Below are 14,842 nucleotides of genomic sequence, written 5' to 3' on the forward strand. Positions count from 1 at the left end.
GCTCCTTCTCTACGTGTTACCCTACGCGGTTCTTTTGGCATTATCTTGGCTTCGCCTTCAAGGAAAGATTCAATCTGAGACCCTTCGGCGGATTATCACCTTGTTTAACATTCTGGGAGCAGCTTCAGTACTGCTACTCGCCTGGGGCTTATACGAACTCCATCACACGCTTACATTTTAGCTAGTAAGTCGTCCGTCAAGCGATAACAAAGAGACCAGCTTCGGCTGGTCCATCTTGGTACACAGGTAGTCTGAAATCTCAATACTTGAACCTCTCAACTATTTCTGACACCATTAAATAGGGGCTTTAGCAAGTCCAGCCGACGCGCGTTCCGCTGTCATCCAACCTCTGTTGGTAGTGTTCGCCTCGGTGTTGTGCTTGCAGCCAAAGTCATTGAACCACCTCTCGTGGCTCCCCATAGTGGAATGTAAGAGCGATCGTAGCTAGCAGAAGATGCCAGCGATCGAGCGCCCTGGTTTCCGCGATAAGTTGCGTGCAGCACGAGCATACGAACCCACGATTGTGACGTGAGGTCTGTTCTGTGATGCCTGAACTTTCGGACGTTATGTAAACACCGAAAGGAGGGCCTATGCCTCTACTCAATAGCAACCCTAAAACAGGAGGTGGACCGCTTTCCGGAGCGCTGCACTGGTTCGAGGTGTACTTCCCTCACGAGCTGACACCAGCCGAGGTGGTCAGAGCACTCCAACCGCTTGCCTATCGGCCTCTCGTTGGCTGGCGCAGGAAGACACCGACCGCCGTCTTTGAACTGCGCGCTCGTGGCGACAGTGTTCGTTGGCTCATTGGAGTCGATCCGCTCATCAGCGGAGAACTTCCTCTCCAGCTCCAGGCACAGCTTCCCGACCTGGTACTCACCCCCAAGGGCCAAGCGTCCCGACCGGTCCCGGCGCTTGCTGCCAACGTTCAACCGTCTGGCCTCGCGCAACCACTCCGAACCGAGATGGCCGCTGGCGTCACGGCGGGTCTGCTCGAAGTCATGAGCGGTCTGTCCAAGAACGAATCGGCCGTCGTCCAGTGGGTCATCGGACCAGCGCAGCAGCGAAGGAATCGACCGGACGAGTTCAGCGTGACGCGCGCCCTCGGGTTGGTCGCTACCGCTCAGATCACGGCAGACGACGAGAGGCAGTGGCGGAAGAAGGCCGCCGAGCCTCTGTTTGCCGTACGTGGTCGGATCGGGGCGAGGTCCCCGAAGGCTGGAACCGCCAGTGCCATCGTGCGGATGCTTGGTGAAGCACTTCAACTCACGAGCGCCACCCATGCAGAGCTACAGATCACCCGGCCGACGATGCGCACTGTTCGTAGCCTCGACCATGTGACGACCGCCCGGTGGTCTGGCGTTCTCAACGCCGCCGAGCTGGCCGCCGTTCTCGGCTGGCCGGTAGAAGGTACGGGTTCACTACGCAGTCCGCGGGGGCGTCAGTACCCGGCACCTACGGAACTCCTCGTGCCGGTGAGTACGACGGTTCCACCCTCCGAGCGGGTGCTCGGCGCCGGCCTGCACCCAAGTCAGCCGGATCAACTCGTCACGCTGCCGACGGAGAGTGCCCTGCACCATCTCCACGTCGTCGGGCCGACAGGAAGCGGCAAATCAACGCTGCTCGGTCAGCTCATCTCTGCCGACATCCAGGCGGGAAGAAGTGTGCTGGTCATTGAGCCCCGCGGGGACCTCGTAGAAGACATCCTTCAACGCGTACCGCCGGCGCGGCGTGAGGACGTCGTCATCATCGAACCGGGCCAGGGCGAAGAGGTCGTCGGCTTCAACCCGCTCCGCGGCCGAGCGGAAGATGCCGAGCAACGAGCCGACACCCTGTTGCATCTGTTCCACGAGCTGTACGGCCGCAGCATCGGCCCGCGAAGTAGTGACGTTCTCCTGCACGCTTTCATTGCGCTGGCTCGGAGCAACCACGGCACGCTCGCTGACGTTCCGGTCCTGCTGACCAACGCGGCGTTCCGTCGTCGGACCCTCGCAGTCGTCAGTGACCCGCTGGTGTTGGCGCCGTTCTTCGCCTGGTACGACGCACTCTCGGAAGCGGAGCGACAACAGGTAATCGCGCCGGTCCTCAACAAGACGAGGACCTTTCTCACCAGGACCCCGATCAGAAGGCTCGTCGGTCAAACGACCCCTCGATTCGACATGAACGAGCTGTTCCAACGTCCTCGCATCGTGCTGGTGAACCTGAACACTGGCGTCATCGGGGAGGAGACGGCCGATCTGATCGGCGCGCTCCTGGTGACGCAGCTCTGGCAGACGATGCAGCGGCAGGCGCTGATCCCGGCAAGCATGCGACGCCCGGTGATGGTCGTGATCGACGAGGTTCAGAACTACCTGCGGCTACCGGTAGACCTCGGGGACATGTTCGCCCAGGCGCGCGGACTTGGTGTCTCGCTCACGGTGGCCCATCAGCACCTCGCGCAGCTCCCACCCAAGATGAAGGCCGGTCTCCTCGCCAACGCTCGCAATCGCGTGGTCTTCCGGCCAAGCGTCGAAGACGGAGCACCGCTGGCCGCCGTGCTCGGTGGCGGGCTTGCTGCGCAGGATCTCGCCCTGCTTCAAGCACACGAGGCGTACGCCGAAGTCCTCGTCTCCCAGACACCCAGCCGGCCGTTTCTGATCCGGACACTTGCACCGGCTGCCGCGGCGCTGGTTGATCCCATCGACCTACGACGCGGGAGCGCGTCACGGTTCGGCGCGGACGGCCAGGCCCTCGACAAGGAGCTACGCCAGCGCTGGCAGGGACGGTCTTCAACGCCCGACGCTCCGATCGGCCAGGTCCCTCGGAGGGCTGCGTAATGGATCGCCTCCATGGTTCGTATCGGCGTTCTCATCGCGTTGGTCGCGGTGGACGGTCCCTCTCTGTTGAGCCCGTGCTAGCACCAAAGGATCTCTCATCACTACGAGGTGTCTCAGGATGAGATCGTCACGATCATCCGGCGCGCAGGTGGCCCGGCTGCGTCAGCGGCTCAGTCAGCGGGATCTCTCGCTTCTCACCGCCTTACAGCGCGTCCGTCTTCTGAGTCTGCGCCAGGTCCAACGGCTGCTCGTCGTCGATGGGTCGCCCAGTGCCAGAACCAGGCGGGCTCAGCTCTTCATGAGTCGACTCACGAAGCACGGCCTGGTGGTGCGACTCTCTCGCGTCATCGGAGGCTTGCGGGCAGGATCATCCGGCTACGTCTACGGTCTGAGTGGTCTTGGACAAGCGGTCATCGACGCAGACGGCCCGGCTGGTGGTCGCCGACGCCGTGTCTGGGAGACCAAGCCCTACTTCCAAGACCACATGCTCGCGGTCGCTGAACTCTACGTTCAAGCCGTCGAACAGCACCGTCAAGGTGGTGGCGACCTCCTGACATTCGACGCTGAACCGGCCGCCTGGCGACACTTCACCGGGCTCGGCGGTGAGTTGGTCATTCTCAAGCCGGACGCGTTTGTGCGTCTGGGCGTAGTCGCCGTCGAGAGAAGCGCATTCGTTGAGGTTGACCTCACGACCGAAACCCTCCCAACCATCCAACGGAAGAACGATCGCTACATCGACTACTGGCGATCCGGCATAGAACAGCAGCTTCGGGGAGTCTTCCCGAAAGTTGTATGGCTGGTGCAGAACGAACAGCGCCAAGACCGTATAGGTGGCCTGATACGCAAGCTGGCGAGCGATGCTCAAGCCCTCTTTGAAGTCGGTCTTCTTGCTACCGGCGCGCAACTGCTCAGTGGCGGCAGTCAAGGAGCCGCCGCATGATGACGAAACCACAATGCCGAAGTCCACCGAGAGCCTTAACAAGCAAAGCAACTTGAGTTACAACTAAAGGAGGAACTTATATGAACGAAGAAAACACCCAGCCCAACGGCCTCCGCGGCGACATCGATACACCGCTCCTTCTCACGGTGCGCGAGGCGTACTTGCGACTGCGGATCTCTAAATGGAAGCTCTATGACTTGATCCGATCGCGTGTCCTCGACAGTGTGCGGATTGGAAGGAGACGTTTCATCCCGGCTGAAGCCCTGAGCACCTACCTACAGCGGATCTCGCGGGAGTCATTTGCCTGATGGCTCGCCGTAGTGCAAACGGCGAAGGCACGATTTACCGACGCAAGGATGGACGGTATGAAGGTGCCGTCTACGTCCAGACCTCCAGTGGAACACGAAAGCGGGTGCGCCTTTATGGCGTCACCCGCGCCGAGGTGCACGGCAAGCTCACCGAAGCTAAGGCGAAGAACCAGCAAGGCATCCTTGTTGCGGACAAGAAGTGGCTGCTGGGCGACTACTTGGACTACTGGCTTGCCGAGGTCGTGAAGCCAAATCGTCGCGGCACGACCTACGACTTGTATGAGTCTAATGTTCGTCTCTATTTGAAGCCGCATCTAGGACACCTCAGTTTTTCCAGACTATCCGTCGCGGTCCTACAGCGGTTCCTCAATCAGCACTCGACAGAGGGACACTCCGTTCGCAAGGTGCAGACACTTCGAGACATACTAAGCTCGGCCCTTACCCGAGCTATGCGCGAAGAACTCATCACTCGCAATGTTGCGCGCTTGGTGGAGGTACGGCCGTTCCAGCGTGCAGAGATCCAGCCGTGGACCCCTAGCGAGGTAAGCCGCTTCTTGGAAGTGGCCAAGGGTCACAAATGGTATCCGGCCTTTCTCCTTATTGCTCTCTACGGGCTCCGTCGCGGAGAAGCTATCGGCCTTCGATGGGGAGATATCGACCTAGTTCGCCGTGAACTACACATCCGGCAGCAAGTCTTCCGCGCTGGTGGCGAAGTTCAGCAGGGGCCGGTCAAGACTCAAGCGGGACGGCGAGACCTTCCCTTAGTCACTGTCGTTGCCGAAGCGCTGGCGTTGCACCGAGAAGAGCAGTCCTCGATATCAGACGCGGACCTGATATTCACGTCGTCGTCCGGACGCCCTATTGAGCCGTATAACTTCACGCGAGCGTTTCAGTTCATCTGCGCTCGTCACAAGCTCCGACGAATTAAGCTCCACCACGTTCGCCATACCGCCGCGACTGTCCTTAAGAACCTCGGCGTTCCTGCACGTGACGCTCAGCTCATCCTCGGGCACTCACATGTATCGATAACTCAGCAGATCTATCAGCACGACACGATGGACTCCAGGCGTGATGCGTTGAAAAGTATGGAAGGTGCTTACTTCCCTGCGGCCGTTGAGGGCGACGGCAACGGTAGCCGTCAACTTAGCCGTCAAACCTCAAAAATGACGAGTTTGAGTGATCAGTTTTCAGAGCCAACAAAAAAATCACCGAGGTTATTCAGTGACTTTTCATGGCTGGGATGGAGGGATTCGAACCCCCGAATGCCAGTACCAAAATTAGAATCTGGACTCCCGCATCACCCTTGGCAGGCTCGAATAACAGAGGTGGACGCGTACTGGCGAGTGCGTCGTCGAACGCTGATTGTCGGCATTGTAGCCGTCAACTTAGCCGTCAAAACCTAGAGACCTACCACCAATTGGATTGACCCTATACAATGAAGGCATGGATCGCTATTACGTCAACCTCAAACGCGAAGGGAAGGAATTTGTATTTTTGCAGTTCAAGGACAAGGAGGGGCAACTCATAATCACTCAACCCGTGAAGAAACACCTACAACTCCCCACTCTGCATAATACATACCACTCAAGTGACCCAGAGAGAGGCTTCTCAACTGATGTAATCCATCTTAGGGAGTCGACGAGCGCATCGAACGTCGATCAGACGCTACTGCGGCAAGAGGTACCCAACCTCAACAAAAATACGCTGCTCTACAATAGTTGGCTCGACCTTTCCGGGCTTGACTGGAACGTCGCAACCCCCTTCACGCGCACAGCTTATAAGGATAAAGTTGAGATTCCGCATGATCAGGTCCGAGCATTTGTAACGGTGTATGTTTACAAAGCAGCCTTATGGTTCACGCAAGATGACATGCTTGATGCAATAAGGTCAGGTCGTGTAAAGATGGATATCTGGGCACCTGTCAGTGATGGTGTAAGAACTATTCCACCCGAACAGGAAGTGTCCTATGTCATCGGTGACTTTCAGCGGCGCAACGGCGATTGGATGATATGGGTAGTATTGAGCTGTGATCCATTTGATCCAAAGTTATGGGACACCATTCCTTTAGAGCCAGAAGATCACGACAGAGGTTATGCGGCCTTCGCACCAGGAAAGCGTAGGATCAGACCGCAGTCCCGGTAATCGTCCGTGTACTCCTAGGCGCAGAGGCTGTTGAGACCACAGCCAGTGGACACTCTATGCAGACTAGTTTTCAGTAGAGTAGAAGAAGATATAGGCAAATTCCGCATGTAAGGCCTGCCGCCAGCAAAAGATCCTCGATCGTTCGACCGTAAATCGCTGGTTGTGCTGGAACACGCAGGACTGCCACGTTGGTGATGCCGCGATGTTTTCGTTTTTGTGGTCCCCATAAAAGTTGTGGAAGTAGTGGATTCCTTGCCCGTCGCCTCATGGTTACATCCCTCATTTATCCCTCCTTCCATTATCCTCCTTCTACCCCTGTTATTCAATGCGCTTCACCTCTGTTAATACTGTACTAAATACAACAATCCTAAAGCTGCATCAGTTGCGGGATAAGCTCCCCGATCAGGAGGACCCTCACCATCTCCCGGTGCTCCTCCGGCAACCCTCGGAGGATGCGTCCAATCTCGTTCTTGCGTACCTGCTGACGCACAACAAACACCACGTACGGGAAGAAGTCCTCTGTGCTCGCCTCTACTGCCCGCCAGTACCCCGCTACCTTCTCCCGGATACGCACAGGGGCCTCTGTCCCAAGGTCGATCTCTAGGAAGTAGCTACTACTGCGCTGCTGCCCTGGGAAGTCCAGCGACACAAAGAGGTCAGCCCGTACCACCGGAGGAACAGGGAGTTCAACGGCCCAGTGCTTCACGGTGAGGACGCCGGCCTTCTCCGCTCGCCGCAGTTCAAGGTAGGTGTCCGCAATCATGAGGGCGTGGTTGCTGACGTTTGGGGAGGGCCGCCCTTCCACATCCAGGAGAAGACGACCAGCACGGCCGAGCTGGTACACGAACGCTCCGGCTCCGCCCTTGTCGCCAGTGGCACGGCGCCCCACCCGCGACAGGTAGCCGAGTCGCATCAACCGACCGAGCACCTTGTCCGGCACCGAGTGCGACCTATCCGCGAACAACAGCTCCGTGATGTGCGTAGAAGCGAGCTGAGAAAAGGTGCGGGTGAGCTTGAGAACGTCATAGTCCCGGTTGGTCAGTTCCACGATCGTCCTCCCGCCCTGATAGGCCACGGCGTTCTTGCTGGTCAGACCGACTATTAGTACAGGGGTAGACCTACGGCCAGCCCACCCCTGCCCTACGGGGTTGGCCTACGCCGGATACTTCAACATGAAGGCCCGGACGCCATCAATGAACAGGCGCACTTGCTGTGCGTCATACGATGCGTAGTCACCATGAGCCGCCTTGTTCCGGAGATCCATCCAGAACGTAATCTGCTTCTGTTGGAGGGTGTCGTAGACACCCTCTTTCTTTAGGTCGGAGTTCATGACGTCAGCCTTCTTCGGCGCTCCGCTGGGAAGGGCGATATCGATGCTGTGCTTGACGCAGAGCGCACGCACGTGAACCTCAAGAGAAGTGCCAGTAATGACCGCCGCCGCGTCTTTGTGACCGGTGTCCAGCAGCCCGTCAGCCATCTCCAAGTAATCACTGTAGGTGTCGGCGTGTACCAGCTCCACGACAGACTCAATCAGACCAGCCTTGAGGTCATCCCTCAGCGCAGCCGCGATGCCGACGAACTCCTGTAGCTTGAAGGAGTTGCCGAAATCCTTGTAGTGCTCTAGCTGTCTCCTGTACACACTTCCCGGTACGGTGATGCGCTCGATTGCAGATTCCAAGCGGTTCATTATGACCCGAATCTCAGCGGGGAAATCTGAAGCATCGTCGTACTGACTCTTTTGCACGAGGCTGGCGTACTCGCCGACCAACTGGTCCAACTGTTCCGCCAACTTCTTGATGTCTGCCAACGCCCTACCTCCGATTGTGCGCCGCCGAGTGTCGAACCGAGCAGGGTACACCTCTGCCCTCGTTCCAGTCAGGTGGTTACCGTGGTCCACCGAACCGGCGTGGTCGCGTAGAAGCCTTCGGGGCTGGCTGACCGCCGCGGCGCCGTTGAATCTCCACTTCCACCTTGCCCGCCGGCCTGCCGTAGGTCGCTCGGGACAACCGCCGCACCTCGTCCGCAAGACCCGTCGGATCTCCCGGCGGCAGTGTGACCCCGGTAACCGGACGACTGACGCCATCGCTGGTGGCGAGCCGGGCGATCACCTCGAAGCGCCGTTGGTTCATGAAGTCGGCTTCGGTCACAGTGCCACCGAACCCGCGAGCAAATGTTCTGGCCTCGTCGGCAGACGTTTGGAAGACGACTGTCGAGCGGGCATTGTTGGCTGTGGCGTCCTGGAGTTCCCGGCTGAGCTGACCGAGGAACTGGTGCGCCACGGTCATTGCCAGTCCCAGAGAACGCGCCTGGGCGAACATATCGGCCGGTGCAATCGGGAGGTTCAGGAAGTCCTGAAACTCATCGAGGTAGAGCATCGTAGGTCGAGCCGGGTTGGCTGCCCCTCCCTGGACCGCGCTCCAGAGCGAGTTCAGCAGCAGGCTTCCAAGGAGACCAGCCGTCTCCTTTCCTTCCGTGGCACGACCGAGGTTGACGAGCAGAATCTTGTTCTCTCGGATCACGTCGCGTAGGTCGATCGTGCTGACGCTCTGCCCGATGATGTTCCGCAGCGACCGCCGGTTGTTGAGCTGCCAGATCCGGTCCATAACCGGCTGGAAGTGGGCGGCCCTGCTGCGGTCATCTACCCCGGCCCACCACTGAGTCAGCTCTTCCACGTGTCCGACACCGGCCACCAGGCGGCGGGCGAACTCGACCTCGTTCGGTCTCGGCACTGCCAGCGACCCGATGTCCGCGAACGTCAGCGGCTCGGAGAACCCTGCCGACATCATGAGTGTCAGGATCAGGTGGTAGAAGCCCTGCCGGACGCGTACCCCTCGGGCGTCCTGCGGGTACAGGTGGTCGAAGAGCCGTTGGATATCGGCGGCTACCACAAAGGGCGACCCCTGCAAGATGTTGAAGCCAACCGGATAGTCCGTGTCTCCCACGTCCAGGAGCACGACGTCGTGAACGCGGTGTTTAGGCACACGGTCGAGTACCGCCTTGAACAAGTCCCCCTTGCTCTCGATGAGCACCACTCCACGCCCGGCGTTCATGTCCTGGGCGATGAGGTTGGTAAGAAGCGCCGTCTTCCCGCTGCCGGTCGGGCCGACGACTTGCAGGTGCCAGGTGGACTCTTCGGGCGAGAGCGCCAACAACCGCTCGTTCCCTGGGAAGTTGCTCCGTGCGATCACCCGGCCAGATCGAGGGATGGCACCAGTAGCGACCAACTGACGCGTGCGGCTCGCGGGCAACCCTGCAACGTACGGGTTCCCGATCGGCCAGGCCAGCAGACCAACCAACTCGGAGGCCGCGAGGACGGCCGGAAACACCGTGGGCACGGCGGCCTGGTGGACGCGCTCGACCACCCGGCGGGACGACACGAGTCGTCGCTTCAAGCGGTTGTCGGCTCCTCCGACACTGGCGAGGCTGGAACGAAGCTGGGCAAGCAACTGGTCTCCGCGCGCAGAGGAAGGAGCCTTCACGGCCACTCGCAGCACGCCGAGGAAGTTGGGTTCAGCGAGCTTCGCCCTACGGTCGGCGACCAAGTCCCGGTCAACCCGACCACCGAGGAGCCGCCCCGTGGAACCGTGGGTCATCCCCTCCGCCGGCGCCTGCGGTAGACGCTCCCGAATTGCTGGGGACACCACCCACTGGAGAAGCAGTGCTTCACCCTGGCCGAGCCCCTGCATGTTCGTCAGGATGCTCGTCGCCGTGGCGTCGGGGTTCACGGTGCCGAGCGTGCGGCGTGGGTTCGTCTGTCCCAGCTCCACCGCGGTCGTCCACTGGTAGCGAGGTTCAAGGGTCACCGCCGGCTGAGCGGTAGAGCCGGGCAACATAGAGCGGAACTGGCTGACGACGAAGTGCGCCGTTTTCTCGGGTACCTGGAGCCGGTACGAGATGCCGTGCTCTGTCGCCTCCACCTCGAACCCGATGCACGACACGCCCAGGAGTCGACGGGGGCCGCTGGTGAGTGTGCCGCTCATCGCACGCAGCCACGTGGCGACCTGGTCGGCGTTCATGTCGGTGGGGAACGTCAGGTCGTAGGTCTCGCGCTTCTTGGACACGGCCGTCACCACTTGGTCATGCGGTAGTAGATGAAGCCGAGCACCAGCACGATGGCGAGTCCACTCACGAGGTACGGCACCAACGGCGCGATGGCCAGCCAGAGCATGTGGATCGTGAACGCGGCCAGCAAGAGCAGTAGCAAGTAGCTCCGAGCCTTCTTCACAGCAGCACCTCCCCGGTGAAACCCGCCGACCACGGCTCGTGGCCGGCGGCGAGTTGGAACGGAGGGATCAACGCTGCGGCCCCGCGTCTCGAAGTCGTGCCCTGTAGAGGTGACTATGGCCAGCGGTCGGCTGTCTTCCTCTATGGACGCCACCACATGGCTTCGCCGACAGGGGCCGCCGCACTACGTTGTGGTCGCGCCTTACCTGAGCTGCCGTCCACCGCAGAAGCCGGGCAACATCCGCCAGGTGTGACCTCGGTCGTAGCGAGTGAGCATCACGGCGGGGTGGTTGTTCCGAACGTGCCAACCGAACTTGCGGTTGAGCCACCAGGAGAGTCGGAAGAGCCTGACCGTGCCGCCGAAGACGTAGAAGATGCCGTCAGCGGTGTCTGTGTCTCTATGCATGAACACCCTTCTCGTTACCGTCGCCGCGTGTCCCGGCGAGATGGCCCACGGGTTTCCCGCACCACCTCGTGCAGGCGACGGATGGTGTCTTCCTTGCGGTCGCGCATCACGCGGTACTGCTGGGCGGCTGTGAGCGGTCGCCTCCTACGCTCCCGGCCCAGATCCTCGATCCAACAGACCAAGGCCGAAATGCCGATGACGCCGAAGTACAAGCCGGGCCCGATCCCCGCATAGAGCACGTCAACCCACGACATCAGAGCGACCTGCGACGGCCGAAGTCCCGGATGTCACGTGCCGTCGTACGAGCGAACTCCTGGGCGATGGGAACGAGCAGGCTGGCAAGGAACGGGTCGTTACCCGCCAGTTCCACCGTGAGGTGAGCGATGTCCGTGACGTCCTGGATGCCGTCCTCGGTGATCCGCTTGCGCAGGATCGCCCGCACTTCTTCGTGTTTGCCGGTGTTGACGAGCTGAGCAATGTCCAGCTCTCCTCGGTGCTGGATCTCCCCGAACTCTCGTGCCTGCCGGGCTGCTTCGCGGCGCGGACGCCGTTCCGGCAAGTCGTAGCCCCTACGAACCAGGTCGCTGCCCATTGGTTCCCCTCCATCTAGGTGTGACGCAGGCGCCGTTGGAACGTCCACGTCTACGGCGAGCCGGCCTGCTGGCAGCTCCGCCTCTTCAAGCTAGGGCCGACCCCAATTTAAGTCAACCCCAACCTAGGGTTGCCCAAAGTTGGGGTGGGTTACAGGTTGGAGTAGCCTGGCTGCATGGGCGAAGAGGAGCTAGGACCTAGGCAGCGCGCGGCGGAGACGAAGCGCAGGCGTACACGCGAGGCGATCGTGAACGGCACGCTCGACCTGTACGGGGAGCAAGAACGCGGCGACTACACACTTGAGCAGATCGCCGAAGCTGCTGGTGTCAGTGCTGCCACGATCTCCAACCACTACCCAACGAAGTACGACGTCTTGCACATCGCCTATCAACGGCTGCTCTCGCCGGTCATCGACCCGATCACAACTGCCTTCATCGAGCACACCTATGACCCGCCGGATCGGGTGGCCGAGTTGGTGCGCTACGTCCACGCCGTCGCCAAGGTGAGTCACCACCACCGCGCCCTGACCATGGCCATGGTGCGAGCCTTCTTCGAGACGACCCCCGAGAGGAGTGAACGCTTCAACATCACCGACGAGCCCGCCGGGTGGATCATGACTGGCCTACTCGCCATCCTCGACGGTGAGCCGTTCCTGTCCGGTAGTGGCCGATTCGTTAGAGGCGCTTTCGATACGGGAATCCCCGCGCAGACAGCCCTCTACCACGCAAACGCCTTCCTGCTAAGTCTTCACCATTCAGCATGGCCTAGTACGCCCATCGATGTCACGTATGACGTGTGCAGCGAGCTGCTGTGCGCCACTTCTCCCGAGACGGACCTGTCGACGCTGCAAATTCATCTCGATCAGCTTCGAGAGAAAGCAGACCTTCAGCAGCAGATCGTTAAGACCATCGCAGGCAGAGTCTTTCGTATGGTGTTGTTCGGAGACGGCCGCACACGCGAATGGCAAGAAGACGATGAATCAGACGCCTGGGGTGGAGAGTGGCAGACTTACGAGGAAGACGGGGAGCCGATTCTAGAGGTGACAGTCAGCCGCTTTACTACCAGGTTCACGGTGGAAGATCGGGGGCTCGTAGGGATCGAGAAGTCAAACAGAGCCGATGATGGAAAAGCCGAAGCGACCTTGCAATTTCTCGATGCTGGACTTGATCCAGTGGGCTGGATGCAACGGGTGCACGCATGGTCGGATAGATAATGCCGACTCGTTAGCACCAGGGGTAGATATTGCTTTGATTGCTAAAATGTGTTATAAATATACACAGATTGCTGCATAAGCAATAGCCCTCTCCGCTGTCTTTGGGGGAAGCGCTACGTCAACTATTCCATTAGTTGCCGGGGTGCTTCGTCCAAATCGACACCTCGGAGAGTTGCAATGTCAACAGAAGAACTTACCTCGCAGCAGCGCGCCGCCGCCACCAAGCGGAGGCGTTCTATCAGCCGCATTACTACTGCCGCACTGGTGCTGTTCGATGCACACGGCTGGTATGGCGTGGTCGGTGGTGACATCGCCCGTGACTCGGGTGTCAGCACTGCGACGATCGACAGCTATTTCCCCACCAAACAAGCTGTCGTCCTCGGGGCGTATGCCTCGCGGCTGCTTCCCATCGTGGACACGGCCGAGACGGCCCTCGCACAGGGATCGGCCGCAGACGAGATGACATATTTCATCCTCAAGCTGGCCGACGTGCTGTCGATAGGCCCCGCTCTCGCGGTCGCACTTCTGCCTGCGGGCCGTGACATCAGGTCCACCAAGGCAACCGTGGAGAGTGGCGAGATCGTCATCGTCGACTTCGACCAGCTCGCCGACCTCCTCGGCAGGCTGCTCGTGGCACACTGGAGGGCCGACGACGCACGACTCAGCTCTGCGTCGGATGTGGCTGAGTTCCTGCTTCTCGGTCTGCTGTCGCGGATCGTGAAGCACCCCGAACAGTCCGGCTACAGTTCAGCCAAGCTGCTGATCGACCACCTTCTGTAGACATCCCCCACCACCCCGCCCCACAACGAAGAACACCCCGTGTCCGTTGTGGACAGCGGGGTGTTCTTCGTTGCGGGGTATGTCTCGGAACCTCTCAAGTTGGAGCGCTGCTACACGGCATCCCCTCAGTGCATCGCTTGCGTTCCAGCACCACCACCGGACAGTTGAGAACGTCGGCAATCTTATTCAGGTTGGCAGGGGTAGCACTACGCCACCCAGACTCGATCTCGTTCATGAGTTGTTCGGAGATCCCAACCGCTCTGGCCAGTGCCCGTTTCGTGAGGCCAACCTTTTCGCGTGCCCACGTGACCGCCGCTGGTTCCTGGTTGAGCTTGCTCGGGCGACGACGCTTCTGCTTGTAAGCCGTTGTCATACGGTGACTGCTTCCATGTCGCGCCGTACTGCTAATCGCAGCCCATCCAAGACGCGCTGCATGAGCGCCATGTCCACCAGCTCCAACGCCTCGCCGGCCACGGGGCCATGAGTCCCGGGATCACGAAGCGGCAGTGCCTCCACGAGAAGCGACGGGTTCACCGGCTTGTCGAGCAGCAGCTCAGCCCAGACGACTTTGCCTCCGACCGCGGGGCGGTAGATGTCCCACTGCTTGCTCAAGGACTCCACGAGAAAGAGTCCTCGACCACCCTCCGCGTCAAGCGACTGCTCGGGGATCTGGGGTGAACCGTCGCCTTGGTCCCACACCTCGACGTACAAGCTCGTGTCGACCAAGCGAAGCTGCACCCCGATGACGGGGTGAGTCGTGACTCTCTCCCACATTGGCGAGGAGTGAGGAACGCGCGTCTCCTTAACCGCGTTGGTGACCAGCTCGGAGACGATCAGCTCGGCGCTGTCGATCTGATCGGTGAGCTGCCAAGCGGTGAGCGTCTGTCGGATGAAGCCCCGCGACAAGCCCACTGCCGTGAGTACCGCTCCGAGGCGGGTGCTGGAGACCAACTGGAGTCTCGAAGTAGGCGGCATCATTGGTCGCTCGCTTCATGCACGTCTACGTCGGCACAGTGGACGAGGTGGGCCGACAGATGCTCCTGAAGAACTCGGCTAGTGCCGAAGTGCTCCATGGACGGCACCACCACGGCTGCGTCACCGTTGAGCTTGAGTTCTCGGATCAGGTCGGTCAGCACGGCGATGCTGCCCTCTTGCTCTTCCTGGTAGATGACCGCCAGGTCGTACCCCTCGACCTGCGCCCAGCGGAAGAGCCGTAACTCGTCCTTCATGATCTCTTCTTCGGGCGTGCCCTCATATGCCCGCATGTAGCCATAGATGGGTTGCTTCATCCCGCCTCCTCATGGTGGGTGGAGGGGCGGCAACGGTCGGTGTCACGTGCATCCCGCCCTCGATCACGAGGGGTCAATCCACCTGCGCCCTGCGTGATGATCCGAGTGAAGCATTGGACTACTCGGATATGCAACA

General features: G+C 60.3%; 16 protein-coding genes. 7 read left to right on the forward strand and 9 right to left on the reverse strand.

Features of this window, described 5'->3' with window-relative positions:
* Nucleotides 1-590 precede the first annotated feature (590 nt).
* The 5 genes from ABZX65_RS29225 (at nt 591) to ABZX65_RS29245 (ending at nt 6,203) form a co-directional block, all read left to right on the forward strand.
* The gene (locus ABZX65_RS29225) at nt 591-2,813 is read left to right on the forward strand and encodes a TraM recognition domain-containing protein (protein WP_355346423.1); all 2,223 of its coding nucleotides are present in this window, start codon (nt 591-593) and stop codon (nt 2,811-2,813) included.
* A 118-nt stretch (nt 2,814-2,931) separates the two neighbouring features.
* Nucleotides 2,932-3,753: a replication-relaxation family protein gene (locus ABZX65_RS29230; protein WP_355346426.1), complete on the forward strand. Its 822-nt coding sequence runs from the start codon at nt 2,932-2,934 to the stop codon at nt 3,751-3,753.
* A gap of 80 nt (nt 3,754-3,833) precedes the next feature.
* A complete protein-coding gene (locus ABZX65_RS29235) occupies nt 3,834-4,061 on the forward strand; it encodes a helix-turn-helix domain-containing protein (protein ID WP_355346429.1) in 228 nt (75 codons plus the stop codon).
* Complete coding sequence (locus tag ABZX65_RS29240) at nt 4,061-5,464, forward strand: site-specific integrase (protein ID WP_355346432.1); 1,404 nt, start codon at nt 4,061-4,063, stop codon at nt 5,462-5,464. Before ABZX65_RS29235 ends, ABZX65_RS29240 begins: the two co-directional genes overlap by 1 nt.
* Nucleotides 5,465-5,504: 40 nt before the next feature.
* A complete protein-coding gene (locus ABZX65_RS29245; protein ID WP_355346435.1) occupies nt 5,505-6,203 on the forward strand; it encodes a hypothetical protein in 699 nt (232 codons plus the stop codon).
* Nucleotides 6,204-6,570: 367 nt separating this feature from the next.
* Here ABZX65_RS29245 and ABZX65_RS29250 read toward each other — a convergent pair whose 3' ends face one another.
* The 6 genes from ABZX65_RS29250 to ABZX65_RS29275 form a co-directional block, all read right to left on the reverse strand.
* Complete coding sequence (locus tag ABZX65_RS29250; protein ID WP_355346438.1) at nt 6,571-7,251, reverse strand: replication-relaxation family protein; 681 nt, start codon at nt 7,249-7,251, stop codon at nt 6,571-6,573.
* Between the two features lie 105 nt (nt 7,252-7,356).
* The gene (locus ABZX65_RS29255) at nt 7,357-8,010 is read right to left on the reverse strand and encodes a hypothetical protein (protein WP_355346441.1); all 654 of its coding nucleotides are present in this window, start codon (nt 8,008-8,010) and stop codon (nt 7,357-7,359) included.
* Between the two features lie 76 nt (nt 8,011-8,086).
* On the reverse strand, nt 8,087-10,264 hold the full coding sequence (locus ABZX65_RS29260) for a hypothetical protein (protein WP_355346444.1): 2,178 nt from the start codon (nt 10,262-10,264) through the stop codon (nt 8,087-8,089).
* 5 nt (nt 10,265-10,269) lie between these two features.
* The gene (locus ABZX65_RS29265; protein ID WP_355346447.1) at nt 10,270-10,428 is read right to left on the reverse strand and encodes a hypothetical protein; all 159 of its coding nucleotides are present in this window, start codon (nt 10,426-10,428) and stop codon (nt 10,270-10,272) included.
* A 201-nt stretch (nt 10,429-10,629) separates the two neighbouring features.
* A complete protein-coding gene (locus ABZX65_RS29270; protein WP_355346450.1) occupies nt 10,630-10,833 on the reverse strand; it encodes a hypothetical protein in 204 nt (67 codons plus the stop codon).
* Nucleotides 10,834-11,086: 253 nt separating this feature from the next.
* The gene (locus ABZX65_RS29275) at nt 11,087-11,425 is read right to left on the reverse strand and encodes a hypothetical protein (protein ID WP_355346453.1); all 339 of its coding nucleotides are present in this window, start codon (nt 11,423-11,425) and stop codon (nt 11,087-11,089) included.
* Nucleotides 11,426-11,599: 174 nt separating this feature from the next.
* Here ABZX65_RS29275 and ABZX65_RS29280 point away from each other — a divergent pair, with 174 nt between their 5' ends.
* Both ABZX65_RS29280 and ABZX65_RS29285 read left to right on the forward strand, forming a co-directional pair.
* Nucleotides 11,600-12,637, forward strand: a complete 1,038-nt coding sequence (locus ABZX65_RS29280; protein WP_355346456.1) for a TetR/AcrR family transcriptional regulator — start codon at nt 11,600-11,602, stop codon at nt 12,635-12,637.
* 177 nt (nt 12,638-12,814) lie between these two features.
* Nucleotides 12,815-13,417, forward strand: coding sequence for a TetR/AcrR family transcriptional regulator (locus tag ABZX65_RS29285; RefSeq protein WP_355346459.1), 603 nt, complete (start codon nt 12,815-12,817; stop codon nt 13,415-13,417).
* Between the two features lie 94 nt (nt 13,418-13,511).
* Here ABZX65_RS29285 and ABZX65_RS29290 read toward each other — a convergent pair whose 3' ends face one another.
* The 3 genes from ABZX65_RS29290 to ABZX65_RS29300 are packed head-to-tail and all read right to left on the reverse strand — an operon-like array spanning nt 13,512 to nt 14,706.
* Nucleotides 13,512-13,790, reverse strand: a complete 279-nt coding sequence (locus tag ABZX65_RS29290; protein WP_355346462.1) for a helix-turn-helix transcriptional regulator — start codon at nt 13,788-13,790, stop codon at nt 13,512-13,514.
* Entirely contained in the window at nt 13,787-14,368 is a 582-nt protein-coding gene (locus tag ABZX65_RS29295; RefSeq protein ID WP_355346465.1) for an ATP-binding protein, read from the reverse strand. The genes ABZX65_RS29290 and ABZX65_RS29295 overlap by 4 nt, the downstream gene beginning before the upstream one ends.
* Before the next feature lie 23 nt (nt 14,369-14,391).
* Nucleotides 14,392-14,706 carry a hypothetical protein gene (locus ABZX65_RS29300; protein WP_355346468.1) on the reverse strand — a complete coding sequence of 105 codons (315 nt, stop codon included), beginning with the start codon at nt 14,704-14,706 and terminating at the stop codon, nt 14,392-14,394.
* Nucleotides 14,707-14,842: the final 136 nt, after the last annotated feature.

Origin of the sequence: Streptomyces sp. NPDC003300 (genome assembly GCF_040610915.1) — a bacterium.
Lineage (GTDB): Bacteria > Actinomycetota > Actinomycetes > Streptomycetales > Streptomycetaceae > Actinacidiphila.